Here is a 24,098-nt window from a genome sequence, read left to right as displayed (position 1 = left end):
AGGATGAGGTATCATGGCGAATTTGAGGTTCATATAATTTATTAATCCAAGAAAGGTGGTCAAGTAATGAAACAAAAAGAAATTCCTCAATACGCTTTGTTTATAAATGTAAAAGATTTAAAAAAAATGTACAGAGACATTTGGTCAGAAGAAGCCATTCAGGCAACAATGAAATTTAACAAAAAACGCTACGATATTGATTTGTTGCTAAGAGGCTCACATATTCGGAAGATGAAGAAAAAGTCATATTATATTGAATTTTATTCCCCAAAAATCTTTCAGCATTCTAAAGAAATACATTTGAACGCTGAATACAAAGATCCATCCCTTATGCGCAACAAATTGTCCCTTGATTTTTTCTCTACCTTGGATGTTTTATCTCCTCAATCTCAGTTTATTACCCTCACAGTTAATGGGAAGAACGAAGGGGTATATCTTCAGCTTGAATCTGTCGACGAACTATTCTTGAAAAAAAGAAATTTGTCAGAGGGCTCCATCTTTTATGCAGTGGATGGGGATGCTAATTTTTCTTTAATGAGTGATTTGGATAAAAAGCCGAAAACATCCCTGTTATCAGGTTATGAAGATAAAGTAGTGAAACAAGGAGATGAGGAAAAATTAGAACAGTTTATATTTAATGTTAATACATGGACAAATACAGAATTCGAACAGAATATTGAGAAGTATCTAAACGTCGACCGCTACTTATCTTGGCTAGTTGGCATTATTTGTATGCAAAATTATGACGGTTTTGTTCATAACTATGCTCTCTATCGAAACCATGACAGTGGACGCTTTGAACTGATTCCATGGGATTATGATGCGACTTGGGGAAGGGATGTAAATGGAAAAGTAATGGAAGGAGATTACGTCCGTGCACAAGGATTCAACACGCTTACAGCTCGTTTGTTGGCAGTAGACGGAATTAAAAAACGTTATATTCAAAAAATGAACAATGTTCTAAATAATCAATTTACAGTGGAATATATGAAGCCCATTGTCTATCAAATGCACGAAGAGCTTAAGCCTTATATTTTGAAAGATCCTTATGTAAAAAATAATATAGAACAATTTTATGAGGAGCCGGCATTTATTTTATCCTTTATAAAAGACCGAACAGCATATATTAAAAATAATCTTCTCACTTTTTAGATACCATAGAATGATAGGCAAAAGTGGAATTTGTTAATAATAGGCAAATGTACGAAATCAATAGCTGTACATGATACGTATATATACAGTATGAATGACCAATATGGATGACTAACAAGGAGGAAAAAGAATGGAAAACTATTATTATTATTATGGGCAAAATCAAGGTCAAAATTCAAATCCAAACCGAAAACGAAGCCACAGCAAAAATGCAAATCGGCCTGATAAAGGCTATTCTTCGCAGTTTAAACCTTTAAAAGGAAGAATGGTGACTGTTTATCGAGGAGGTCCTGAATCAAAAACAGGTTATTTACTTGATGTTCAGTCTGATTATTTAATATTAGCAGTAGAAAACGATAACAATAATAACAACGATGAAAACAATAATGAAGGAAATAGCAACCAAAACAACCAAAACAACCAAAATAATCAACAAGAATATACTGTTGTATATTATCATTTATCCCATGTTAAGAGTATTACGGAAGATGCTATGTCAAATTCAGCACAGACGTTTACCGGGTTTGATAATGAGGGTACTTTAGAGTTGTATAGAGGCAAGACATTTGCTAGTACTTTATCATTACTGAAAAGTAAATATGTTCAAATAAATCAAGGCGGTCCTGAGAAAAAAGCAGGCCAGCTACTTGACGTATTAGGTTCGTCAGAGTCTGCTTACCTTGTATTACTGTCGGAAGATGATGGTGTTGTCTATATCAATGTTGAACATGTAAAAAGTATAAGTGAATATCAAAATGATAATAACAATAATAACAATAATAACAATCAAATGAATAATCAATTTGCTACAAATCAGGAACCAACTTATATGAAATCAAAAACCTTTAATAATTTATTTACTCATCTATCACACAAATGGGTATCAATCAATGGCGGCGGTCCAGAGGCTGTAGAAGGTGTATTGGTGCAAAGTCGGAATGGCACTTTTACCCTTGTTCAGGATAATCAAGTATTACGCTTACAACCAAGACATGTTAAAACCATTTGTGTAGGAGCAAAAGGATCTTTTAAACAAAATAATAATCAAGATGATGAGCAGAAAGAGGAAAATACAAATACTGAAGACGGAGGATCAGCAGAGAGCGTTCCGGAAGGTCGTACAGGAAGAAGCCGCCGCACAGATTCATATTCGTCAGGAAAAAGCCGTCGCACAGATTCACACTCGTCAGCGTCAAGAGAGCAAGTCATCCAAACAAAAAATTATCGTTGGAAAGCATAATGAATAAGAACAAAAAAGGTGCTTATAAAGCACCTTTTCTGTCATATAGGAAAGAGGGAGGAGAATGAGTATAAATCGCTATATTAATAAAATTGTAGAAGTAGATATTTCAGGGAATACTAAGTTTATTGGCAGACTTGTTGACCTAGGGTTAGATGTCATGATTTTGTATAATGGACATGATTATTTGTATATTCCTCTTTTACACATGCATCGTTTGCGAGAAGTATCAGAAGAAGACTATACGGTTATACGTGAAATAGAAGAGAACTTAATAGAAGAAAGTCAGCGGATTTCTTATCGTAATATTTTACAGCAGGCAAAAGGGAAATTTATTGAAATTTACGTAACTGGAGGAAAGTCATTACATGGTTATATTACGAGCGTGCTAAATGATTATCTTGTGTTTTACTCTCCAGTGTATAAAAATGTATTCGTTTCTCTGCATCATTTAAAATGGCTTACCCCTTACAGTAACGAGTTAACCCCTTATTCTTTAAGTGACAAAGAGCTCCCGGTAAGGCCTGCCTCTGCACCTTTTGTTAGAAACTTTGAAGAGCAGCTTAAAAAATATGAAAATCAATTGGTTGTATTAGATTTAGGAGATCAATCAGAAAAAGTTGGCGTACTTAAAGAAGTTTCCAATAATATTATTGAATTAATTACGGCAAATGGAGAAAGTATGTATTGGAAGTTAGCTCACGTAAAATCTGTGCACTTACCTTAGAAAAAGAGACCTCGCTGTCGTCTCTTTTTTTATGCGCTTATTAGGACAAGTATATTGAATAAACAAATGAGATGATTTAAACTTTTTAGAAAATTATGTTGACAATAAAGAAAATCTTTATTAAAGTTATTAACAACAAACGTTAACCAACAACAATTATATAGAACTCTTATCAAGAGTGGCGGAGGGACTGGCCCTGCGATGCCCGGCAACCATCAAATGAGACATTCATTTGAACGGTGCTAATTCCTGTGGAACATCAGTATTGTTCTAACAGATGAGAGAAATCGTGTATAAACGAACACTCTTCCATCTGTGAAGAGTGTTTTTTATTTTAAGTTAAGGAGAGAAATAGATGAAAATTGAAACTTTATTAGTTCGTTCAGGAGTAGGTCGTGACCCTTCAACAGGTTCTATTACAACACCCATTTACCAAGCATCAACATTTGCTCATCCTGCTTTAGGGCAAAGTACAGGATTTGACTACGCACGTACGGCAAACCCTACTCGTACAGCATTGGAAGAAGCAATTGCAGTTTTAGAAAAAGGAGAAGTAGGAGTAGCATTCGCTTCAGGAATGGCGGGTGTAATGGCAGTTTTAGCACTATTTAAAAACGGAGATCATTTAATTGTATCAGAGGATTTATACGGAGGGACGTACCGAGTGCTAAATGAAATCTTTTCAGAGCAAGGAATTACTGTTTCGTACGTCAACACAGCTCACCTCGATCAAGTAAAAGATGCGCTTCTTCCCAATACGAAGGCTTTATTTATTGAAACGCCTACCAATCCAATGATGCACGTGACTGATTTGCCAGAGGCTATTGCGTTAGCTAAACAGCATGATTTGCTTACTATTGTTGACAATACATTCATGTCACCTTACTATCAGCGTCCTTTAGAGCTCGGAGCAGATATTGTGATACATAGTGCAAGCAAATACATTGGTGGTCATAATGATGTAGTTGCTGGTCTTGTAGTGGCTCGATGTAGTAGCTTAGGAGAGAGAATTCGTTTTTATCAAAATGCAGCTGGGGCAATCTTAGGTCCACAAGATAGCTGGTTGTTATTGCGAGGGGTTAAGACACTAGCGCTTCGTATGGAAAAGCATAACGAAAACGCATTGAAAATTGCGAATTGGCTTACTATCCATGATCTCGTAGAAAAAGTGTATTATCCCGGTCTTGAAACACATCCAGGCTATGAAATCATGAAGAAACAAGCGACTGGATTTGGAGGCATGGTTTCTTTTGCTGTTTCACACCCTGACATTGTGTCCGTACTTTTAGAAAATGTCAAGGTCATTACGTTTGCGGAAAGCTTAGGAGGAGTGGAGAGTCTGATGACCTTCCCTGCTCGTCAAACACATGCTGATATTCCCGAGGAAATTCGGAATCGTGTCGGAGTAACAAACTGTTTACTGCGATTATCAGTTGGAATTGAGCATGCAGATGATTTAATTAAAGACTTGAAGGAGGCATTTGATGCATACAAACAATAATAAACATAGATTTGGTACGAATTTAATTCATGCAAACACAGGAATTGACGGCCATTTTGGAGCGGTTAACGTACCTATTTATCAGGTGTCCACATTTAACCAAGAAGATGAGACAAACAACGGTCGCTATGACTATTCTCGTTCAGGAAACCCAACTCGCGAGGCTTTAGAAACCACCATTGCCCAGCTAGAAAATGGATACGCTGGGTTTGCTTTTTCATCAGGTATGGCTGCTATCTCATCCGTGTTATCTATTTTTGAATCAGGAGATGAAATTTTAGTTTCGCACGATACGTACGGCGGGACATATCGTGTATTAACACGATTATTTTCAAAGTTTGGTATCAAAACAACCTTTGTTGATACAACGAAGGTTGAGAAAGTAGAAGAAGCTATCACAAAAGATACGAGAGCTATTTATATCGAAAGCCCTTCAAATCCATTTTTATACGTAACGGATATTAAAGCAGTAGCAAGTTTAGCGAAGGAACACAATATCCTTACAATTGTGGATAACACATTTTTAACACCTTATCTACAGCAGCCGATTGACCTTGGTGTAAATATTGTAATCCATAGTGCTACAAAATATATCAGCGGTCACAGTGACGTCATTGGTGGTCTAGTTGTCGTAAGCGATGAAAAGCTAGCAGAAGAAGTAAAGTTTGTACAAAATGCTTTTGGTGCCATCTTAGGACCACAGGATTGTTTTTTGCTACTTCGAGGAATCAAGACATTAAAAGTTCGTTTAGATCAGCAGTTAAAAACAGCATTGCAGTTTGCAAAGTGGCTCGAAGAACAATCTCTAGTAAGCCGCGTATACTACCCGGGCTTAAAAAGTCATCCAGACCACAAGCTGATTTCAGAACAAGCAAATGGATACGGAGCTATGATTTCTTTCCAAGTACAGGATGAAAAAGTAGCACGTCATATCTTGCAGGGAGTTAAGTTGGCTTCAATTGGCGTTAGTCTAGGTGCAGTTGAATCCATCCTAACACATCCTGCAACGATGTCTCATGCAAGTATCCCAAAAGAAGTACGTGAAGAAAAAGGAATTACAGACTCACTTCTTCGGCTTTCAGTAGGGTTAGAGGAATTCGAGGATTTGAAGCAAGACTTTAACGCTGTTTTTCAAAGCTTAGAAGAAAACGCGTTAATCAAATAAAGAAAAGGACTTCCATTAAGGAAGTCCTTTTTATCGTTATATACAGCTATCTAAAAGGTTTGTGTATAGGGACGTAAGCGCAACTTTTTCATCAGAGGAGAGACTGCTGTCTAGAATTCTTTTTATGCCAAGATGATATTTTACATGCGGCGTTTGGCGGACGCGTGGATGAGTCATTTCATCCTTTAAATCTTTCAAAATAGCTTCGTGAAGCTGATCTTCACTTGTCATGGCCTGTTTAGAAGTGAACGAACGGTTCAACCATAGGGTCTGATAAGCTGCTAGTAAATGTTCAGAAGTCATTGTGCAAATAGCTCCTTTAGATTAGTTTCTTCATTATAATAATTTATAGTTTACCACAAGTATTAATACGTGTACGTAACTTTTACAGAAGCGGATACAGTCAAGGACTGAGCTTGAATAGGGGGAGAGGCTGCTAATAACTTAGGCGAGGATCCAGATGACTGATAGACGGGGCCTTCTTCGATTAAAATAGGTATTTGGTTAATAGGGAGCTGCAGCGTGTTGGCAATGGTAAAGGCTTTTTCTTTAGCGTTAAGCAATGCTTTGCTAATTGCTTCTTGTTCATATTTATCATCATTTGTAACGTGAAATTGCAGGTCTTGTGCTACATTGGCTCCGCTCGAAAACGTAGCGTTATAGACGTCGCCCGCTTGTTTTACATCTTGCACTCTTACCCTAAACAAGTGCTGTACTTCGTATCCTACAAGAGTAGATTTGCCATCGCTGTAATCATATTTAGGATTTATGGTAAAGGAAGCCGTTTCAATTTGCTGTTCGTTAATTCCAAGGTTTTTCATTTCTTGCAGCAGAGTGTTTGAGACAGTTGAATTTTCTTTTAAGGCTTCTTGAACGTTTTGATTCTCCGTGCGAGTTCCAATCGTCATGGAAATTTCGTTGGGAAGTGCTGCAGCACTTCCTTCACCAATTACTTTAATTTCTCTATTTTGTGTATCTACGCGCAGTTGTTGTGTAGGTTCATAAGGGAAATAAGAATGTTGCATACAAAAAAACCTCCTTTACTGATCTTTAGTATATATATGATAAGAAATGGAGATTAAAAACAAAAAAGTACACAAGTAAAAACTTGTGTACTTTTTTGTTTATTTCGATTCTTGGATTAAAATTTCCTTCATTTCAATAAACTGATTTTGAACATCGTTTGATGGTTTCTTTGTTATTAAACTTACGATGATGACGGCTAACAGACTTAAAAAGAACCCAGGAATCATTTCATAAAGAGCATCTTTTAAAGTCGGTACGTTCACCCAAATCAATACAGTGATAGCGCCTACAATCATACCTGCAAGTGCTCCCCATCGTGTCATACGCTTCCAATACAGACTCAGCAGAATAGCAGGACCAAAAGCAGAACCAAATCCAGCCCAAGCATAGCCAACCAATCCTAAAATGGTATCACTAGGTCTCAAAGACAGCAAAATAGCGATAATTGCAACGCCTAAAACTGCAGCTCTTCCCACAGTCACAAGCTCTTTGTCAGAGGCTTGACGACGAAAAAATGTTTTGTAAAAGTCTTCTGTAACGGAGCTTGCCGTTACAAGTAGCTGAGAAGAAATAGTACTCATAATCGCAGCTAATAAAGCAGCATATAAAAAACCGGTGATTAAAGGGTTAAAAAGTATATCTGCAAATTTAATAAAAATAGTTTCAGGATCTGCTAGCTTCATACCCGTTTTTTCTACATATGCAATTCCCACAAGTCCTGTCAGCATCGCACCCATAATAGAAATAATCATCCAGCTCATTCCGATACGGCGTGCGGGTTTTAATTCCTTAACAGAAGAGATAGCCATAAAGCGAACGATAATATGAGGCTGTCCAAAATAGCCAAGTCCCCAGGCTAAGAAAGATATAATACCTAAAGCGGTTGTGCCCTTAAAGATGTCAAGGTATGTTGGATTAACTTCCTGTACAATATCCATTGTTGTATTGACGCCTCCGACATCGGTGAAAGCTACAATGGGTACCAAAACTAAAGCAAGAAACATAATAACACCTTGAACAAAATCTGTTAAACTAACGGCTAAAAATCCACCGAAAAGAGTGTAGGCAATAACAACAGACGCTGTTACAAACAAGCCAATTTGATAATGCAAATCAAATGCTGATTCAAATAAGCGTCCGCCTGATACCATACCAGCTGAAGTGTAAAGAGTGAAGAAGATAAAGATAACAATCGCTGATACCGTTCGAAGAATTTTGTTATGGTCGCCAAATCGATTTTCAAAAAAGTCTGGAATTGTAATGGAGTCGTTCGCTACTTCCGTATAAGTGCGAAGACGCGGAGCGAGGATTAAATAGTTTAAATAAGCACCTATAGACAATCCCACCGCTAACCATACGCTAGAAAGGCCTGTTACATACATAGATCCAGGAAGCCCCATTAACATCCATCCACTCATGTCGGAAGCACCAGCTGAAAGGGCGGTAACGGCTGGGCCTAGTCCGCGTCCTCCTAACATATAGCCCGCTACATCTTCAGTGGTTTTTGTATAGGCATACCATCCTATTCCGAGCATTCCCACAAAATAAATGCCGAGTGAAATATAAACTCCAATATCCACAAAATCTCCCCTTTATGCACTTTTTATGCATGAGATAAGTAATGCATCCCATGAAAACATCTTATGGTTTTTAAAACTAACAAACTTTTCTTATACTATCAACCCACAAAATCGTAAATTTTCTAAGTCTAAAATCCCCTAAACCTTTATACAAAAGAAATGAAAACGTTTCCAAAATAAAGTAAAATAAAAATATTCAGAAATTTATAAGCGGATTTTTTATGCAATATTTTATGCAATAAGTAAAATAAAAAGAGCATTTTATAAAATGCTCTTTTGACATTCATGTATATTAGCGTGAATTTGGAAACACGCGTCGAACAACTTCCGAAAACTCGTCAAACAGTCCAGAAACCGGTTTGCCGGTTTGAAGCTTGTCTACATATCCGTTCATACGGTTTACAAAGTCAGGGTTTGTTGATACAAAAACTCGATGAACACTGCCGTCTGCTTTTCTTACTTCATGTGCAATCTTATGTTCCATATCTTTGGTGAGATTACCTTCTTTATTATCGTCTAATACAGCTGCCACATAAGCTGTATGATCAGTTACGATTACATTAGCATCTTTTACGTTTTTTAATGCTACGATACGATCAGCTGCCACATCGGCTACTCTCATTCCACCAGACTGATTATATTGTTCTTTTTCATTACGCTGTACGTCTTGCGTATCGTTTACGTCATTCATTTTCGTTTTATTGTTCCCATTTTCATATGTGACGTTGCGGACTGTATCATCATCAATGACGCCATCTTTACCTTGATCTGCTGTACTGCAGCCGAATAAAGAAAGAGTTGTCATACAGCCTATAACAAACAAAAACGATTTCTTCATGATAGTACCACTCCTTATAAGTTTTAACCTTTCTTATAATTTGTTAAAAACGTGTGAAGCATACATGAAAAATACAAAAAAGCCTATACTATCGAAAAAGGAGGGATATGTATGAGTGAAATCCAACAAAGTGTATTTGTTCTTCATACAAAAGAAGAAAACCATGAAGAAACAACAAGGTTTGCGTTAACTTCGGAAGAAGCTAAGCTATTATTTGAGACCCTGCAAAATAAACGAAAAGAAATTATCGACGCCCATATTGACAACATGTTAACGTAAGGAAAATAGATATCTTGCAAACGGATGAGGCATACATCAAGAATGACAGAATATTTGCATTCTACATATAGTTATAGTATAATGTAAACGCAAACAAATTTAATAAATGTAATTAATACTACGTTTTGACCACATACTCGAATTAGATTTAGTGAAAATTCACTTGTTATAAAGGAGATCTACTTCGCGTAGGTCTCTTTTATAATATGTGAATTTTTTATTTACGGCATAAATGTAAATATAGAGTAACATATTAAAATTTTTTACATTTTTTGGAGGTTTTTTTACATGGCTACTACAGGTACAGTAAAATGGTTTAACAGTGAAAAAGGCTTCGGTTTTATCGAAGTACCAGGCGAAAATGACGTATTTGTTCATTTTTCAGCTATTCAATCTGAAGGCTTCAAAACATTAGAAGAAGGCCAAAAAGTTGAATTTGAAATCGTTGAAGGCCAACGTGGACCTCAAGCGGAGAATGTTGTAAAATTATAATTCAACGCTACATATGAAAGCTGCCGATAGGCAGCTTTTTTTGTACGAATTCGTTTGTTTTATTCGTATGGTTAAGGAAATAGAGTGAAATAAGGGAGAAGAGAAGGCATGAATTCATTTCATTGCTGTGCCACATGTCAACATTTCCAAAGTATTAAATTAGATGAGGGAATGAAGTATCAGTGCAAAAGACTAGGCTATGAGACTCGGCCTTCTTATCAGTTTACATGCTGGGAGCCAAAAGAAGTCGTTAAAAAGCTAATGGAAAAACGAAATCCAAAATAAGCTCTTTTTAAAGAGCTTATTTTGGATTATTCCTCGTTATGTGTACCTTCCTCTGAAGGCAAATGCTTTCCGCAAAACTCTTTTACAGCTTCTTCTTCCTCTTCTTCAAGATCGAAGTCTAATACTTTATTTGTTGAAACTTCGTAGAAATGAGTTTGGGCAATTGAAGTATTGTCTTCGCCTTTAATATATACTACGCGTAAAGCTAGGTCGTTACCGGTATATAATTCATCCTCTTCTTCTACCTCAATGTATAAGTGGAATTCATAGCGTTCACCTAGAAGGAGACCAAATGGATCCTGCAATTGTTCAGCTGTATATTCTTTAATTGTAAACATATGTACGTCCTTTCTGTATATCAGTAAAATACTTGCATTATCTATTATAGTTTTTCCTTGCAAAGAAAGAAAGTGCATGAGTAGTTCATGCACGGATTTATTTCTTAATCATTCTATTTAGCGAATGTACTTAATGCTATGCAAAAGGACTTTCGTTTTTCACTTTAAGGCAGAAGAAACGCGCGTATGGTTTTGCTTATACATGGCAGCATCCGCTTTTTGAATTAATGTATCGAGATTGGTTTCGTCTGAAGGCGCACATATAATAAATCCGTCTATTTGATCAAGATCTTGAGAAACAAGATTGTAAAAATGAATAGCCTTATTGTTAATGAGCAACACTTTGTGGTCGGATGATCTCGTTAATATTAAAGGATATGGATTAATTTTGAACAACGTAGAAAAATTGTGTTCGCTTTCTTTTAGCTGTAAGTGATTTATATATTCTTTGTGACGGTATTTGTAAAGAATGTATGAGGCAAGTAAAGCAATAGCAACTGCTGCAGTTGTATTGATTTGTTTTGAAATAAGGGAAAAAGAATCCGGTGCATATCGTGATAATCCGTATAGTAAAAAAAGATGGTTAGGAATAAAAATGATGCACAGCTGTTTTAATTTCATAGGGCATAAAACAGCTGTGGAAATCAAAAGCATCATATACACGTCTACGCGACCTGTGAAAAGCTGACTGTTAATAGTAGAAAGTGCTGCAGCAAATACGTAATAAAATATATAGCCATATACAAGGGTGCTTAAGTAGTTAGCAAGCCGTTCTTTTCTTTTACTAAAATAATAGAGCAGTAAATAAAGAGAAGAGAGAGCAAAACTAGTGAAATGAATACCAATTAGTGTATGCCTGAACTCAGGTGTTCCTGCATGTTGAAGTAAAGAAAAACCTATATAAATAAGGTAGGAAATGACAAGAGCAAGTGAAACTAGCTTAACTCTCTGTTGAAGCGTTTCTATATTCGTTTTATCGAACATTTTATCTTCATTAACTTCTCTACCTGAAGGGAAATGAAACTTCTTCAGAAATGAGAAAGGTAAAAGCGAAAGAAGAAATGACATGACAATCATCTCCATATCTTTTTTAGGTATTTTAGCATGTTTGTATCAGAAAAAACATGAATTTTTAGATGAAGATGCTTGCTTTTCAATCAAGAAAAAGGAAAGGCATTAAGAGTCATATGATTAAAGGTGAGGCCAAAGAGCCTCACCTTTTTTATTGAAGTTTATTCGATTCAGCATGTCGTACAAACATGGTTTCATCTTCTACTAATCCGCAAGCTCCGCACTGAATGCGTTTTTGCGGTCCGTTATAAGCAGCATGAAATGCGTCGAGTGTATCGTTTGTATATTCTTCTACGACTTCTCCGCTTCTTGGATCCATTTTTACAGGTTTTGCATTTTGTTCAATAATATTAAAGCGTGTTCGATTTGTTTTGCAGCTAGGACAAAGATAAGGGCTTCCCATTTTTAACATCTCCTTGAAAAATTTACTGTATTAATACCATGTCCGAATTCACCAAAAACATACAAAAACTTATGGTTTTCTATCGAACGTTCATTCGTTAAAATAGAAGCAGGTGATGAAAATGAGAATACGAAAAAACTTACAAGAAGTAATGGATATTTTGCAAACGAATCCATTGTATCAGCAAAATATTGTTCATTGGCATACAATCCAAGAGAAAGAAGCTAAAACTGCGCCATTTCCATCTTCTTTGCATATGAAACTACGGGAAGCATTTGAGAGACGAGGAATTGGTTCGCTTTATACGCATCAAAAAACAGCGTTTGATTTGGCGACAGCCAAGAAGAATGTTGTGGCTGTGACGCCAACAGCATCGGGGAAAACATTGTGCTACAACTTACCGGTACTCCAGAGTATTATGGAGAATGATCAGGCTAGAGCCCTTTATTTGTTTCCAACAAAAGCGCTTGCCCAAGATCAAAAAAGTGAATTAAATGAAATCATTGAAGAAATGGAAGTGCCAATCAATAGCTATACGTATGATGGAGATACTCCGGCAAATATCCGCCAAAAGGTAAGAAAAGCAGGCCATATCGTTATTACGAATCCAGATATGCTTCATTCAGCTATTTTACCTCATCATACTAAATGGGTATCACTGTTTGAAAACCTGAAGTATATTGTGATTGATGAACTTCATACGTACCGCGGTGTTTTTGGCAGCCATGTAGCCAACGTCATACGCCGGTTAAAGCGAATCTGCCGCTACTATGGAAGTAATCCTATCTTTATTTGTACATCAGCGACCATCGCGAATCCAAAAGAACTCGCTGAACATTTAACTGGAGCTCATGTGACGTTAGTGGATAACAACGGAGCTCCTAGTGGCCGCAAGCATTTTATTTTTTATAACCCGCCTATTGTTAATAAACCGTTAAACATTAGAAGAAGTGCTACGCTTGAAGTGCGAAATATTGCAGGCGAGTTTTTGAAAAATAAAATTCAAACAATTGTATTTGCAAGAAGCCGCGTACGGGTGGAAATTATCTTAACGTATCTGCAGGAGCTCGTGAAAAACCAGCTTCAGAATAAGTCTATTCAAGGATACCGCGGAGGATATTTACCGAAACAGCGACGCGAAATAGAAAGAGGACTTCGAGAGGGGAGTATTTACGGAGTAGTCAGTACGAATGCTTTAGAGCTAGGAGTGGATATCGGCCAGCTGCAGGTGTGTGTGATGACAGGTTACCCGGGCACGGTTGCAAGCGCTTGGCAGCAAGCTGGGCGAGCAGGAAGACGTCACGGAGAAGCTGTCATCGTAATGGTTGCAAGTTCAAGTCCGCTTGATCAGTACATGATTCAGCATCCGGATTACTTTTTTAGCCGAAATCCAGAAACAGCTCGAATTAATCCTGATAACCTTGTAATTTTAGTCGATCATTTAAAATGCGCTTCCTACGAACTGCCGTTTAAGCAGGGAGAAACATTTGATGGGGTAGAAATTGAAGACGTGCTAGAGTTTTTACAAGAAGAGCGAGTGATTCATTTTAGCGGAGACAAATGGTACTGGATGAGTGATTCGTTCCCAGCTCATAACATCAGTCTGCGCTCCGCATCTCAAGAAAATGTCGTCATCATTGATCAATCGGACGTGGCAAATGTGAAAGTAATTGGAGAAATGGATCGCTTTAGCGCCATGACCCTTCTTCATGATGAGGCGATTTATTTGCATCAAGGCATTCAGTATCAAGTAGAATACTTGGACTGGGATGAGAAAAAAGCATATGTTCGTGAAGTCGATGTAGATTATTTTACTGATGCAAATTTGGCGGTTAACTTGAAGGTTCTAGAAGCTGATAAAGAGCGATTGGAAGGAACCTACTCAATCGGTTATGGGGATGTAATGGTCAGCGCTATGGCTACGATATTTAAAAAAATAAAATTTGAGACGCATGAAAACATAGGGTCAGGCCCTATTTCACTCCCGGAAGAAGAGCTTCATACAAATGCCGTGTGGCTAAGCTTTGCCAAAGAACAGTTTCACGAATCTGAAGAACGATTGGAACAAGCACTCATTTCTGTGGCAAATGCCATTCAGTCGATTGCGCCGCTTATGGTGATGTGCGATCCGTCTGATTTACATGTAGTGCCTCAGATAAAAGCGGTTCACAACGAACAGCCAACTATCTTCTTATATGATCGATATCCGGGCGGTATTGGACTAAGCGACAAAGTATATGAACAAATGAATGATGTGCTCAGTCAGACCAATCAGCTAATTGTAAATTGTTCTTGCGAAAGCGGCTGTCCGTCTTGTATCGGTATGGAAGCACAAGGAGAACACGCAAAAAGCGATGCGCTCGTGCTGCTACAACAACTGCAAAGTAGGTGAAATCGTGTCTTTTAAAAATAAATTAAACCGTATGAAAAAGCATTTTCATGTTACAGAAGCAAAGCCGCCGGTTGAAAATAAGCGAAAGCGGACTACGAGCGCGTCTATTCCATATGAGCAGGAGTGGAAGGGAAATGATGCGGCCCCTTATTTTGCTGAAGACAGCTACTGTATGATCAGAGAAGTCATTTATCCGCTTGACTACAAGCATGGCCATTATGAGTTTAATGAGCTGAAAAAAATAGTAGAGGTATGGAATCGGTCTACAGTTACTCATCCGCTTTCAGCAAAAGGCCACACATATTCAGATTTATTTTTCTTTGATACGGAAACGACGGGGCTTAGTACAGGAACAGGGACAACTATTTTTTTGCTAGGATATGCAAGGGTGCTAAAAGATTCTGTGGTTTTTCGTCAACATATATTAACGGAGCCGAGTGGAGAAGTAGCATTTTACGAAAGTTTTTTAAAAGAAGTAGACTATACAACGCTTGTGACTTACAACGGGAAATCTTTCGATTGGCCCCATGTGAAGACTCGCCATACGCTATTAAGAGATCACTTGCCCAAGCTGCCTAAGTTTGGCCACTTTGATTTATTGCATGCTTCAAGAAGGCTGTGGAAACATAAGATGAACTCGGTTAAACTGGCGAATGTCGAAAAAGAAATACTTGGAATCGAACGAGTTGATGATATTCCAGGTTTCTTAGCTCCCATGATTTATTTCGACTTTATTGAAACAAAAAATCCAAGAGGCTTATTCGATATTATGAAACATAATGAACATGATATTTTATCACTTATTACGTTATATATTCATTTATCAAAACATCTCCTTACTAGTGAGGAGTTTACGGAAAAAGAAACATACGAAGTAGCAAGGTGGTATGAGCAGTTAGGAGAGAACAAGCATGCTTTTTCTCTTTATCAAGGTGTAGCAGAAAAAGAAAAAGAAGAGCATGAAAAAGCTCAGCTAGCTATGGCTTATCATTATAAAAAAGAGAAGAGTTGGAAACAGGCAGTGGAGATGTTTGAACCGCTGGTTCAAACATCTGAAGGTGACGTTGCTATAGAAGCACTGGTTGAGCTAGCTAAAATTTATGAACATCGTCTTAAAGATGTTCATAAAGCTCTTCTATATACTGAGCTAGCCTTGGAGAAGTGGAGTCAACTTAGAGGAATGGCTAAAAAAATGTCCGAAGAAGTGCTGAAAAAAAGACTTCTTAGACTTAAAAATAAATCTGCTAAAGCATAGACTTTAGCAGATTTATTTTTAAATATTCAGAATTATTATTCTTTTGTTTTGTCGATGTTTTATATTGTTCTATTTTTCAGTCATTGATAAAATTAGTCAATGTAAGACTTATTCTTACAGCTTAAAAACAGAACTTTGGTGAGATGGAGAGAGGCCCCATGAAAAATGTGATTTTAGTATCATTTTTCGCATTAATTTGTTTAACAGTAATTGTCTTAAGCAGTTTGAAAAATTCTTATAACTCCTTTATGTAGGCCAAAAATAGGTGTTTGTCTTAGTACATGTACACTACCCTTTACATACTGTAATAGTGTAATAACTAAACAGTGAAAGGGGAAAAAGGATATGTATCCAAGACCAACAAAATGTATGCCACCAATTGTGCATCCAACAAAATGTTGCACGCAGTTTACTTCTCAGGAGGTAGTTGTACCTCACATTCATCCAAGCCATAATACATTGGTGAACCATACAAATGTGAAGCACGTGCATTACTTCCCGCAAACGCAATCTGTTGTAAATGAAACTTCAAATCAACAGTTTTTTGGCGGTGCGCAGCAATACCCAACTCAAGTAGGTGGAGCAGGCTATCCAGGTCAAATGGGAGGCTACCCAGGTCAAGTAGGTGGAGCAGGCTATCCAGGTCAAATGGGAGGCTACCCAGGTCAAGCAGGTGGAGCAGGCTATCCAGGTCAAATGGGAGGCTACCCAGGTCAAGTAGCAGGCGCTAGTTATCCGGGACACAAAGGTTGTGGCCAAGGAAGCTGTCATACAAAAGGCGCGCATCAAGGACCTAATTCAGGGTATTTTAGATAATGTACGTTAATAGGAGCTGATTACATCAGTTCCTATTCTATTTTGTTATAAAGGAGTTATACAATGAAGGTGTTAACAATTACCGGTTATAAGCCATTCGAACTTGGGATTTTTAATGAAAAACATCAAGGGATTACATACATAAAAAAAGCGCTATATAAAAAAATACAGGAATTAGTAGAAGGTGGGTTAGAATGGGTATTGATTAGTGGTCAGCTAGGAGTAGAGATTTGGGCAGCGGAAGTGGTATTTGATCTTCAGCTTGATTATCCTGAGCTTCAGTTAGCTGTTTTAACACCGTTTTTAGAGCAGGAAGAAAAGTGGAACGATGTGAATAAAGAATTGTATGAATTCGTTTTAAGTCAAGCAGATTATGTAGATAGCATTACAAAAAAGAAATATGAAAGTCCGGCACAGTTTCGGTTAAAAAATCAATTTTTAGTAGAAAAAAGTGAAGGTATTTGTTTAGTTTACGATGAAGAGCACGAAGGAAGTCCTAAATATATGTTAGAAACGGCTAAAAAACGTGCTGAACGAGAAGAATATCCTATTATAATGGTTACGTCTCACGACTTACAAGATATTGTGGATGAAGAAAAATTTTCGGCTTTTTAACGCCATTTGACGAAACATTTTAAAAGATAAATTGACTTTTGAAGCTATTTTTGAAAAAATGAATTATAATAAAGATAAGGTTTATCGTATTTGAGGTGATAGAGATGTTAGCTGATAAAATTCGTTTAACGGCCAAAGAAATTTTAGAAAAAGAATTCAAAACAGGCATGAGAGGCTATAATCAAGAAGAAGTAGATAAGTATCTAGATTCCGTTATTAAAGATTATGAAGCATTTCATGAAGAAATTGAAGCATTACAAACTGAAAATTTACGCTTAAAAAAGCAAGTAGAAGAGTTATCTAAAAAGCCGCAACAACCTTCGTTTACCCCGCCGCCTGCTCAACAGCAGCAGCAAGCGGGTACGACAAACTTTGATATTTTAAAACGTTTGTCAAACTTAGAAAAACATGTGTTTGGAAGTAAATTATACGAATAACCTAAAAATAGGAGTTGCATTCAACTCCTATTTTTATTATACTAAGGAAAGTCGTTATCAATAACGTTCGGGTAATTGCTGCATCACATATGAGGATGTAGAGGAAAGTCCATGCTCGCACAGACTGCGATGTCTGTAGTGTTCGTGCCTAGCGAAGTCATAAGCTAGGGTAGCTGTTAAAAGCTAACGGCGGGGAAAAAGCCTAAGTCTTTCTAAGATATGGCTTGACTACTCTGAAAGTGCCACAGTGACGAAGTCTTATCAGAAATGATAAGAGTGGAACGAGGTAAACCCCTCGAGCGAGAAACCCAAATAATGGTAGGGGAACTTTCTGGATGGAATTGAACGGAAGGAAAGACAAAATGGTTACATTTTGTAGATAGATAATTGCCACCGGAGTACGAGGTAGCTAGCCGCTTGCAGTACAATGGTACAAAACATGGCTTACAGAACGTTATTGAAAAGCAATCGACACTTGTTGTTAGACACTATATTTTAATCCAACACAGCTCTTCCTATAATGGAAGAGCTTTTTTATGTCAAAAAAGGGCTAGGACTTTAATTGAAGTAATAACCGGACTGTTAATCAAAAATATTGATTGATAGTTCGGTTTTTTTGTTGTTATGGTGAACGTAGATTTAACGTGTTTAGTTGCTTCTAGCAGTTGATTGGAGGGCAAGGCGAAGACTCCTGCGGGAAATGCGGAACGATGAGACCCCGCAGGAGCGCAAGCGACGAGGAGGCTCATCGGCCGCCCGCAGAAAGCGAAGCCTTGCACGGAAATCAACAGCGGTGTAACAAGTAATCCCTACTAGCTCATTTATCCCATTTGTTGGTCTTTAGATGGGATCGATTTCGTTATGTCTCAATCTCTTTTTTATACAATCAGGCTGACCTTGTTATCAGCCTGAGGTCTTAGAAGAAAATAAAGCTCTAGCTCGTTTTGAAAAAACGTCATAATCCTTAAACTAAGTATATAGAGAAGCGAAAGGAGGAAACAAAATGAAAAAAGTTGGTTTGTTTTTGATTGGAGCGGTAGCTGCTATCGTTCTTCTTGCAAATGCCGGTCCGATGGTAGGGCTTGCGCTTGGCTTGGTTATTTTGTATCTAGCATTTAAAGGGTTCGTTAGAGCAGAGACCCCCTTTAAAAAATGGCTTTGGGGATTTATTGGTGTTGTCGTACTTCTAACAACCGTGTCAAATCTCCCAGCCCTTGCTGGTATCATTGCAGCAGTAGTACTTTATATTGTATATAAAAAGTGGAACAGCAGCCCAAGAAAAACGGAAAAAGAAGATCCGTTTACGCATTTTGAACGTCAGTGGGCTGACTTAAATCAAAAATAATAAAATTTTACGTCATTATCTAAGGAGATGAACAAAATGAGAAACTTATTTACTCGAATGAAAGAAACGATTTCTGCAGATCTTCATCAATTACTTGATCACAAAGAACAAAAGAATCCAATTGCTGCATTAAATCACTATTTGCGCCAATGCGAGCAAGAGACAGAAAAGGTAAGGCAGCTTGTTGAGAGACAGTACACGTTAAAGGAGCAGTTTAATCGCGAGTACCACATGGCGCTTGATATGATGAAAAAACGTCATGAGCAAGCACAAGTGGCACAAGAAGCGGAAGAAGTAGAATTACATGAATTTATTTTAAAAGAACATGCTCATTATGAAGAGAGAGCGAAGCGTGTAAAAGAATCTTATGAAGAGGCATCGAAACAGCTAGAGGAGCTTGAACGAAAGTATGAAGAAATGAATCATAAGGTAAAAGATATGCATATTCGCCGTATGGAGCTAATGGGACGTGAAAATATTGCCCGTGCGCACCATCGTATGAATTCAGTAATGAAAACAGAATCATCTTATGCGCCTTACAGCCAGTTTAATGAAATGGAAAACTATATTGACCAGCTTGAAAATCAAATTAATACAAATTACTATAGACAAACGGTAGACAGCAAGATTGCTGAATTAGAAAAAAGAGTAAAATCCTCATAAAAAATCAGTGTTTCTGCATAAAACATGGTATTCTAAAAAAGGCGTAGATTTCTGCGTCTTTTTAAGGTGAGAGAATAGATGTATGCAGGAGTAGCATCCAAAGAACGCTATGTCATCTACGAAGAGAAAGGAGAGGGAGCTGTGCAAAGCGTAAACAAAACAGAATCTCTTATGTTCATTTTTATTTGCAGTTTATTTGTCCTGTTTATTGAAATTATGTTTTTTCACAGCGGCTTGATCTTTTCTGTATTAATTGCCGGTGCGTTCATGTATATTGGGCGAAAAAAAATGAGAAGAAAACTAGGGCGCATTTTATTCTGGATTGGTGTTATTGGACTTGTATTAAATATATTTAATACGGTTGCATTTAAGTTCTTAGTTATTGCTCTTTTTCTGTATTTTTTACTTAGATTTGTTCAATCAAGAAAGCATCCGGTTGAATTCAGACCAACTGGCGAGTTTACACAGCAGCCGAACCAAAGCTTGGTGCAAGTCCGACCGGTTCTGACGAACAAACTTCTTGGGAGTCAAAGAACCGAAGACTCAGTATACGAATGGGATGATATTAATATTCAAAGCGTATGGGGAGACATTGTTATTGATTTAAGCAATACGGTTCTACCAAAAGGCGATGCGGTTATTTTTATTCGTCAAGTGTTTGGAAATATTAAAGTGCTCATTCCTTATGAAACAGAAGTATCTGTGAATCATTCTAAACTAGCAGGAAACGTAACGGTTTTTGGAAATCAGCGGGGCTTTTCGTTCAATGAAAATTTGTCAATCAAAACAGAAGAGTTTGATCAATCTGCCCATAGGGTGAAGATTGTTACAACTGTTGTGATTGGAGATTTAGAGGTGCAAAGGATATGAGTATTCTTCAACGGCAGTTATTATGGGGAATTTTCTCAAGCTTCTTTGTATTTCTATCCGTGCTCCTTACAGTGTTTTTTGCATACCCTGTTTTTCACTTTAGCGACTTATGGAAAACAAGCGTATTCGGCATGCCTTTTGTACTGTTTTCCTTCAGTCTAAGCCTTACGATTGGAAGTGTGATTGGAGGAATCATGGGGTTTATGTGGAGACAGCAGTGGACATATGTCGAAAACCGATTATATGAAATAGAAAATGGCCAGCGGCATATGTCGGCAAATGAACCGCTTATTCAAGAAACGTCTCGAATTATAAGCCGTTTAAACAAAGTAGATGATAAAATGATTCTGCAAGCGCAGCAATCTCAAAAGATGGCAACGGAAAAAGTAGAAAATCAGCAAAAGCAAGTGCAAGAAATTGTTTCCCAGGAACGAAATAGGCTTGCCAGAGAACTGCATGACTCCGTTAGTCAGCAGCTATTTGCCGCTTCGATGCTTATGTCTGCTATTACGGAATCCAACCTTACGCTACAAGACTCTGAAGCTAAGCAATTAAAGATGGTCGAAAAAATGATTAATCAATCACAGCTTGAAATGAGGGCTTTGCTTCTTCATCTTCGACCAGCAGCATTAAAAGGAAAATCGTTACAGACCGGAATGAAAGAACTGATGAATGAGCTTGCCCAAAAAGTACCGCTTGAATTAAATTGGAAAATAGAAGGGTTTGAACTAGATAAAGGCATTGAAGACCACTTGTTTAGAATTTTGCAGGAATCCGTATCAAATACGCTCCGTCATGCAAATGCAACAGCTTTAGATGTACTGCTGATTAAACGTGACTTTTCCATTATTTTACGTATTGTTGATAATGGAGTTGGCTTTGATGTAGAAAAGGAAAAAGTCGGATCGTACGGTCTGCAAAATATGTATGAGCGCGCAGTTGAAATTGGAGGCATATTAAAAATTATTAGTCTGCCCGACAAAGGAACAAAACTAGAGGTAAAAGTACCGTTAGTAGAAAGAGGGGGAAAGCAAAATGATTAATGTACTGTTAGTAGATGATCACGAGATGGTTCGAATTGGCGTAGGAGCATATTTGTCGGCTCAAACAGACATTCATGTAATAGCTGAAGCGACAAATGGCCAAGAAGCCGTTGAATTAGGGCTTCAGCTGCGCCCGGATATTATTTTAATGGATTTAGTTATGGAAGAAATGGACGGGATTGAAGCGACAAAACAACTTATTAAGCAGTGGCCAGAAGCAAAAGTAATTATTGTCACTAGCTTTCTAGATGATGAAAAAGTATACCCTGCTCTAGAGGCGGGGGCAACAAGCTACTTATTAAAAACGTCTAAAGCAGGAGAAATTGCAGCTGCTATTCGCCGTACATATGAGGGACAATCTGTATTAGAGCCCGAAGTTACCGGTAAAATGATGTCTAAAATGAGAAAACCATCTTTACCTCACGAAGAGCTGACGGCTCGTGAAATGGAAATTTTACTCCTAATGACACAAGGTAAAACAAATCAAGAGATTGCAGATGAATTATTTATTGCGCTAAAGACGGTAAAAACACATGTAAGCAATTTATTAAGTAAGCTAGATGTACAGGACCGGACTCAAGCAGTCATCTATGCTTTTAAACATAAATTAGCAGAGTGAAAATCGTTATTCGAAAGAGAATAACGATTTTTTTTGTGAAAAAACCTATTTTTTTGCAGGTATTCATTATAAAATAGCGATATGCGTAAATGCGAACGCTTACGTAAAAGCACGATTTTGAGGGGTTGAGCACATGGAAAAGAAATGGTGGAAAGAAGCTGTTGCGTATCAAATCTACCCGCGAAGCTTCATGGATTCAAACGGTGACGGAATAGGTGACATTCAAGGGGTTATTTCAAAGTTAGATTATTTATCTGATCTTGGAATTGATGTCATTTGGATCTGCCCGATTTATCAGTCTCCTAATGATGATAATGGCTACGATATCAGTGATTATAAAGATATTATGAAAGATTTCGGAACAATGGAAGACTTTGATGAGCTGCTAGATGAAGTTCACCATCGCGGAATGAAACTGATTATGGATTTAGTTATTAATCATACTTCAGATGAACACCCTTGGTTTGTAGAATCTAGATCTTCTAAAGAAAATCCATATCGCGATTATTATATCTGGCACGAAGGTAAAGATGGAAAAGAGCCAAATAACTGGGAATCTATTTTTAGCGGATCAGCTTGGGAGTTCGACGAAAAGACAAAAGAATATTACATGCACGTATTTTCTAAAAAACAGCCCGATTTAAACTGGGAAAATGAAAAAGTACGCCATGAGCTTTATGAAATGGTTAACTGGTGGTTAGATAAAGGAATTGACGGTTTTCGTGTAGATGCTATTTCGCATATTAAAAAAGTGGCAGGCTTCCCCGATCTACCGAACCCTGAAAAGCTCGATTATGTGCCATCGTTTGAAGGGCATATGAATCGACCTGGGATTCAAGAACATTTAAAAGAGCTAAAAGAAAATACGTTTGCCAAATACGATATTATGACGGTTGGAGAGGCAAATGGCGTAACATCGGACAGCGCAGATGAGTGGGTAGCTGAAGAAGGCGGAAACTTCAATATGATTTTTCAGTTCGAGCATATGGGGCTGTGGGATAAAGGAGAAGAAAAACCGCTGGATTTAATCGAGCTAAAAACGATTTTAACTAACTGGCAAAATGGTTTAGAAGAAATCAACGGCTGGAACGCTTTATATTTAGAAAATCATGACCAAATTCGTTCTGTAAATAAATTTGGCAGCGTAGCTTACCGAGTGGAAAGCGCAAAGTGCTTAGCCGCACTATACTTTTTAATGAAAGGAACACCGTTTATTTATCAAGGACAAGAAATTGGAATGACCAATGTTAAGTTTGATTCTATTGACGATTACGATGATGTTGGTATGATTAACTACTACCGTATTCAGCGTGAAAAAGGCGATTCACATGAAGAGATTATGAAAGTTATTTGGGAAACAGGACGCGATAATTCAAGAACCCCAATGCAGTGGAATACAGAAAGAAATGCAGGATTTTCTACTGGAGACCCTTGGATGAAGGTAAATCCAAATTATGTAGATATTAACGTAGAAGAGCAGAAATGTGATAAAGACTCGGTACTGAATTTTTACAAACAGCTTATTAAAATTAGAAAACAACACGATGTGCTGGTGTATGGATCTTATAAGCTGTTGGCAGAGGAAGATCCCGCTATCTACGCGTATACGCGATCATTAGAAGGCAAAACCGCTGTTGTTATTTGTAATATGTCACCGAATAATCAAACCTTCGAGTTCCCGTCAGAGAGCTCATTTGCAAACATAGAATTACTGATTCATAATTATTCGTTGGATACAAACGAAACGCTTAAAAAATGTACGCTGCACCCATATGAAACACGTGTATACTTACTTTCATAAATGAGTTGAGCAACCGATTGCGCGCTTTTGAAGTGAAAAGCTTTTAAAAACAAATTTATATGTAACATGTATAAAGAAACTGCTGGCTCTACAAAGAGCCAGCAGTTTCTGCATTTTAACAAAAAGACGGAGAAAGCTTTGACTA

26 protein-coding genes, 1 other RNA gene and 1 riboswitch are annotated in these 24,098 nt (G+C 37.5%); of the genes, 20 read left to right on the top strand and 7 right to left on the bottom strand.

Going from position 1 to position 24,098, the window contains the following annotated elements; translation table 11 throughout:
- The first annotated feature begins 66 nt into the window (after positions 1-66).
- From ACLHDF_RS09475 to ACLHDF_RS09455, 5 genes are all read left to right on the top strand, one after another.
- Positions 67-1,152: a CotH kinase family protein gene (locus ACLHDF_RS09475; protein WP_413918616.1), complete on the top strand. Its 1,086-nt coding sequence runs from the start codon at positions 67-69 to the stop codon at positions 1,150-1,152.
- Positions 1,153-1,282: 130 nt separating this feature from the next.
- Positions 1,283-2,392 carry a spore coat protein gene (locus ACLHDF_RS09470; protein ID WP_413918615.1) on the top strand — a complete coding sequence of 370 codons (1,110 nt, stop codon included), beginning with the start codon at positions 1,283-1,285 and terminating at the stop codon, positions 2,390-2,392.
- 64 nt (positions 2,393-2,456) lie between these two features.
- Positions 2,457-3,119 carry a DUF2642 domain-containing protein gene (locus ACLHDF_RS09465; protein ID WP_413918614.1) on the top strand — a complete coding sequence of 221 codons (663 nt, stop codon included), beginning with the start codon at positions 2,457-2,459 and terminating at the stop codon, positions 3,117-3,119.
- Positions 3,120-3,285: 166 nt separating this feature from the next.
- Positions 3,286-3,403: riboswitch (SAM riboswitch) on the top strand.
- Positions 3,404-3,474: 71 nt separating this feature from the next.
- On the top strand, positions 3,475-4,620 hold the full coding sequence (locus ACLHDF_RS09460; protein WP_413918613.1) for a trans-sulfuration enzyme family protein: 1,146 nt from the start codon (positions 3,475-3,477) through the stop codon (positions 4,618-4,620).
- Positions 4,604-5,785, top strand: a complete 1,182-nt coding sequence (locus tag ACLHDF_RS09455) for a trans-sulfuration enzyme family protein (protein WP_413918612.1) — start codon at positions 4,604-4,606, stop codon at positions 5,783-5,785. The genes ACLHDF_RS09460 and ACLHDF_RS09455 overlap by 17 nt, the downstream gene beginning before the upstream one ends.
- Before the next feature lie 36 nt (positions 5,786-5,821).
- Here ACLHDF_RS09455 and ACLHDF_RS09450 read toward each other — a convergent pair whose 3' ends face one another.
- The 4 genes from ACLHDF_RS09450 to ACLHDF_RS09435 all read right to left on the bottom strand — a co-directional run bounded on the left by ACLHDF_RS09450 (position 5,822) and on the right by ACLHDF_RS09435 (position 9,229).
- Positions 5,822-6,088: a hypothetical protein gene (locus tag ACLHDF_RS09450; protein ID WP_413918611.1), complete on the bottom strand. Its 267-nt coding sequence runs from the start codon at positions 6,086-6,088 to the stop codon at positions 5,822-5,824.
- Between the two features lie 62 nt (positions 6,089-6,150).
- A complete protein-coding gene (locus ACLHDF_RS09445; protein WP_413918610.1) occupies positions 6,151-6,810 on the bottom strand; it encodes an SIMPL domain-containing protein in 660 nt (219 codons plus the stop codon).
- 99 nt (positions 6,811-6,909) lie between these two features.
- A complete protein-coding gene (putP, locus tag ACLHDF_RS09440) occupies positions 6,910-8,391 on the bottom strand; it encodes a sodium/proline symporter PutP (protein WP_413918609.1) in 1,482 nt (493 codons plus the stop codon).
- Between the two features lie 292 nt (positions 8,392-8,683).
- Entirely contained in the window at positions 8,684-9,229 is a 546-nt protein-coding gene (locus tag ACLHDF_RS09435) for a YhcN/YlaJ family sporulation lipoprotein (RefSeq protein ID WP_129707212.1), read from the bottom strand.
- A gap of 111 nt (positions 9,230-9,340) precedes the next feature.
- Here ACLHDF_RS09435 and ACLHDF_RS09430 point away from each other — a divergent pair, with 111 nt between their 5' ends.
- The 3 genes from ACLHDF_RS09430 (at position 9,341) to ACLHDF_RS09420 (ending at position 10,285) form a co-directional block, all read left to right on the top strand.
- Entirely contained in the window at positions 9,341-9,508 is a 168-nt protein-coding gene (locus ACLHDF_RS09430; protein ID WP_413918608.1) for a hypothetical protein, read from the top strand.
- Positions 9,509-9,796: 288 nt separating this feature from the next.
- Positions 9,797-10,000 (top strand): cold-shock protein, encoded by a 204-nt coding sequence (locus ACLHDF_RS09425; protein ID WP_013056130.1) that lies wholly within the window; start codon positions 9,797-9,799, stop codon positions 9,998-10,000.
- Positions 10,001-10,108: 108 nt separating this feature from the next.
- The gene (locus ACLHDF_RS09420) at positions 10,109-10,285 is read left to right on the top strand and encodes a hypothetical protein (RefSeq protein WP_413918607.1); all 177 of its coding nucleotides are present in this window, start codon (positions 10,109-10,111) and stop codon (positions 10,283-10,285) included.
- A gap of 26 nt (positions 10,286-10,311) precedes the next feature.
- Here ACLHDF_RS09420 and ACLHDF_RS09415 read toward each other — a convergent pair whose 3' ends face one another.
- The 3 genes from ACLHDF_RS09415 to ACLHDF_RS09405 all read right to left on the bottom strand — a co-directional run bounded on the left by ACLHDF_RS09415 (position 10,312) and on the right by ACLHDF_RS09405 (position 12,097).
- Complete coding sequence (locus ACLHDF_RS09415) at positions 10,312-10,623, bottom strand: DUF6509 family protein (RefSeq protein ID WP_413918606.1); 312 nt, start codon at positions 10,621-10,623, stop codon at positions 10,312-10,314.
- A gap of 159 nt (positions 10,624-10,782) precedes the next feature.
- The gene (locus ACLHDF_RS09410) at positions 10,783-11,691 is read right to left on the bottom strand and encodes a hypothetical protein (RefSeq protein ID WP_413918605.1); all 909 of its coding nucleotides are present in this window, start codon (positions 11,689-11,691) and stop codon (positions 10,783-10,785) included.
- A 154-nt stretch (positions 11,692-11,845) separates the two neighbouring features.
- The gene (locus tag ACLHDF_RS09405; protein WP_274157350.1) at positions 11,846-12,097 is read right to left on the bottom strand and encodes a DNA alkylation repair protein; all 252 of its coding nucleotides are present in this window, start codon (positions 12,095-12,097) and stop codon (positions 11,846-11,848) included.
- Between the two features lie 121 nt (positions 12,098-12,218).
- Here ACLHDF_RS09405 and ACLHDF_RS09400 point away from each other — a divergent pair, with 121 nt between their 5' ends.
- The 12 genes from ACLHDF_RS09400 to ACLHDF_RS09345 all read left to right on the top strand — a co-directional run bounded on the left by ACLHDF_RS09400 (position 12,219) and on the right by ACLHDF_RS09345 (position 23,953).
- Positions 12,219-14,489 carry a DEAD/DEAH box helicase gene (locus tag ACLHDF_RS09400; RefSeq protein WP_413918604.1) on the top strand — a complete coding sequence of 757 codons (2,271 nt, stop codon included), beginning with the start codon at positions 12,219-12,221 and terminating at the stop codon, positions 14,487-14,489.
- A 4-nt stretch (positions 14,490-14,493) separates the two neighbouring features.
- Complete coding sequence (locus ACLHDF_RS09395) at positions 14,494-15,744, top strand: ribonuclease H-like domain-containing protein (protein ID WP_413918603.1); 1,251 nt, start codon at positions 14,494-14,496, stop codon at positions 15,742-15,744.
- A gap of 345 nt (positions 15,745-16,089) precedes the next feature.
- The gene (locus tag ACLHDF_RS09390; RefSeq protein WP_413918602.1) at positions 16,090-16,560 is read left to right on the top strand and encodes a CotD family spore coat protein; all 471 of its coding nucleotides are present in this window, start codon (positions 16,090-16,092) and stop codon (positions 16,558-16,560) included.
- 63 nt (positions 16,561-16,623) lie between these two features.
- Complete coding sequence (locus ACLHDF_RS09385) at positions 16,624-17,175, top strand: DUF1273 domain-containing protein (RefSeq protein WP_413918601.1); 552 nt, start codon at positions 16,624-16,626, stop codon at positions 17,173-17,175.
- Between the two features lie 104 nt (positions 17,176-17,279).
- The gene (gpsB, locus tag ACLHDF_RS09380; RefSeq protein ID WP_013056140.1) at positions 17,280-17,612 is read left to right on the top strand and encodes a cell division regulator GpsB; all 333 of its coding nucleotides are present in this window, start codon (positions 17,280-17,282) and stop codon (positions 17,610-17,612) included.
- Between the two features lie 63 nt (positions 17,613-17,675).
- An RNA gene (rnpB, locus tag ACLHDF_RS09375) (RNase P RNA component class B) lies at positions 17,676-18,064 on the top strand.
- A gap of 551 nt (positions 18,065-18,615) precedes the next feature.
- Complete coding sequence (locus ACLHDF_RS09370) at positions 18,616-18,957, top strand: flagellar basal body rod protein (RefSeq protein ID WP_413918600.1); 342 nt, start codon at positions 18,616-18,618, stop codon at positions 18,955-18,957.
- 36 nt (positions 18,958-18,993) lie between these two features.
- Positions 18,994-19,620 carry a PspA/IM30 family protein gene (locus tag ACLHDF_RS09365; RefSeq protein ID WP_413918599.1) on the top strand — a complete coding sequence of 209 codons (627 nt, stop codon included), beginning with the start codon at positions 18,994-18,996 and terminating at the stop codon, positions 19,618-19,620.
- 78 nt (positions 19,621-19,698) lie between these two features.
- Positions 19,699-20,490 (top strand): cell wall-active antibiotics response protein LiaF, encoded by a 792-nt coding sequence (gene liaF / locus ACLHDF_RS09360; RefSeq protein ID WP_413918598.1) that lies wholly within the window; start codon positions 19,699-19,701, stop codon positions 20,488-20,490.
- Positions 20,487-21,533: a sensor histidine kinase gene (locus tag ACLHDF_RS09355; protein WP_413918597.1), complete on the top strand. Its 1,047-nt coding sequence runs from the start codon at positions 20,487-20,489 to the stop codon at positions 21,531-21,533. The genes liaF and ACLHDF_RS09355 overlap by 4 nt, the downstream gene beginning before the upstream one ends.
- On the top strand, positions 21,526-22,152 hold the full coding sequence (locus ACLHDF_RS09350; protein WP_413918596.1) for a response regulator: 627 nt from the start codon (positions 21,526-21,528) through the stop codon (positions 22,150-22,152). The genes ACLHDF_RS09355 and ACLHDF_RS09350 overlap by 8 nt, the downstream gene beginning before the upstream one ends.
- Positions 22,153-22,285: 133 nt before the next feature.
- Complete coding sequence (locus ACLHDF_RS09345; protein WP_413918595.1) at positions 22,286-23,953, top strand: glycoside hydrolase family 13 protein; 1,668 nt, start codon at positions 22,286-22,288, stop codon at positions 23,951-23,953.
- Positions 23,954-24,098 lie beyond the last annotated feature (145 nt).

Source organism: Priestia megaterium, assembly GCF_046599315.1.
GTDB lineage: Bacteria > Bacillota > Bacilli > Bacillales > Bacillaceae_H > Priestia > Priestia megaterium_F.
Note: the sequence above shows the minus strand (reverse complement) of the source record. Positions and strands in the feature narration are given on the sequence as shown.

Bases quoted from the DNA above. Each gene is read 5' to 3' on its own strand.
- ACLHDF_RS09435 (WP_129707212.1), bottom strand. From the start codon at position 9,229: ATGAAGAAATCGTTTTTGTTTGTTATAGGCTGTATGACAACTCTTTCT.
- ACLHDF_RS09385 (WP_413918601.1), top strand. From the start codon at position 16,624: ATGAAGGTGTTAACAATTACCGGTTATAAGCCATTCGAACTTGGGATT.
- ACLHDF_RS09430 (WP_413918608.1), top strand. From the start codon at position 9,341: ATGAGTGAAATCCAACAAAGTGTATTTGTTCTTCATACAAAAGAAGAA.
- ACLHDF_RS09400 (WP_413918604.1), top strand. From the start codon at position 12,219: ATGAGAATACGAAAAAACTTACAAGAAGTAATGGATATTTTGCAAACG.
- ACLHDF_RS09350 (WP_413918596.1), top strand. From the start codon at position 21,526: ATGATTAATGTACTGTTAGTAGATGATCACGAGATGGTTCGAATTGGC.
- ACLHDF_RS09355 (WP_413918597.1), top strand. From the start codon at position 20,487: ATGAGTATTCTTCAACGGCAGTTATTATGGGGAATTTTCTCAAGCTTC.
- ACLHDF_RS09460 (WP_413918613.1), top strand. From the start codon at position 3,475: ATGAAAATTGAAACTTTATTAGTTCGTTCAGGAGTAGGTCGTGACCCT.
- ACLHDF_RS09415 (WP_413918606.1), bottom strand. From the start codon at position 10,623: ATGTTTACAATTAAAGAATATACAGCTGAACAATTGCAGGATCCATTT.
- ACLHDF_RS09345 (WP_413918595.1), top strand. From the start codon at position 22,286: ATGGAAAAGAAATGGTGGAAAGAAGCTGTTGCGTATCAAATCTACCCG.
- liaF (WP_413918598.1), top strand. From the start codon at position 19,699: ATGTATGCAGGAGTAGCATCCAAAGAACGCTATGTCATCTACGAAGAG.
- ACLHDF_RS09425 (WP_013056130.1), top strand. From the start codon at position 9,797: ATGGCTACTACAGGTACAGTAAAATGGTTTAACAGTGAAAAAGGCTTC.
- ACLHDF_RS09470 (WP_413918615.1), top strand. From the start codon at position 1,283: ATGGAAAACTATTATTATTATTATGGGCAAAATCAAGGTCAAAATTCA.
- ACLHDF_RS09390 (WP_413918602.1), top strand. From the start codon at position 16,090: ATGTATCCAAGACCAACAAAATGTATGCCACCAATTGTGCATCCAACA.
- ACLHDF_RS09410 (WP_413918605.1), bottom strand. From the start codon at position 11,691: ATGTCATTTCTTCTTTCGCTTTTACCTTTCTCATTTCTGAAGAAGTTT.
- ACLHDF_RS09365 (WP_413918599.1), top strand. From the start codon at position 18,994: ATGAGAAACTTATTTACTCGAATGAAAGAAACGATTTCTGCAGATCTT.
- ACLHDF_RS09420 (WP_413918607.1), top strand. From the start codon at position 10,109: ATGAATTCATTTCATTGCTGTGCCACATGTCAACATTTCCAAAGTATT.
- ACLHDF_RS09445 (WP_413918610.1), bottom strand. From the start codon at position 6,810: ATGCAACATTCTTATTTCCCTTATGAACCTACACAACAACTGCGCGTA.
- ACLHDF_RS09405 (WP_274157350.1), bottom strand. From the start codon at position 12,097: ATGGGAAGCCCTTATCTTTGTCCTAGCTGCAAAACAAATCGAACACGC.
- ACLHDF_RS09370 (WP_413918600.1), top strand. From the start codon at position 18,616: ATGAAAAAAGTTGGTTTGTTTTTGATTGGAGCGGTAGCTGCTATCGTT.
- ACLHDF_RS09450 (WP_413918611.1), bottom strand. From the start codon at position 6,088: ATGACTTCTGAACATTTACTAGCAGCTTATCAGACCCTATGGTTGAAC.
- gpsB (WP_013056140.1), top strand. From the start codon at position 17,280: ATGTTAGCTGATAAAATTCGTTTAACGGCCAAAGAAATTTTAGAAAAA.
- ACLHDF_RS09455 (WP_413918612.1), top strand. From the start codon at position 4,604: ATGCATACAAACAATAATAAACATAGATTTGGTACGAATTTAATTCAT.
- ACLHDF_RS09475 (WP_413918616.1), top strand. From the start codon at position 67: ATGAAACAAAAAGAAATTCCTCAATACGCTTTGTTTATAAATGTAAAA.
- ACLHDF_RS09465 (WP_413918614.1), top strand. From the start codon at position 2,457: ATGAGTATAAATCGCTATATTAATAAAATTGTAGAAGTAGATATTTCA.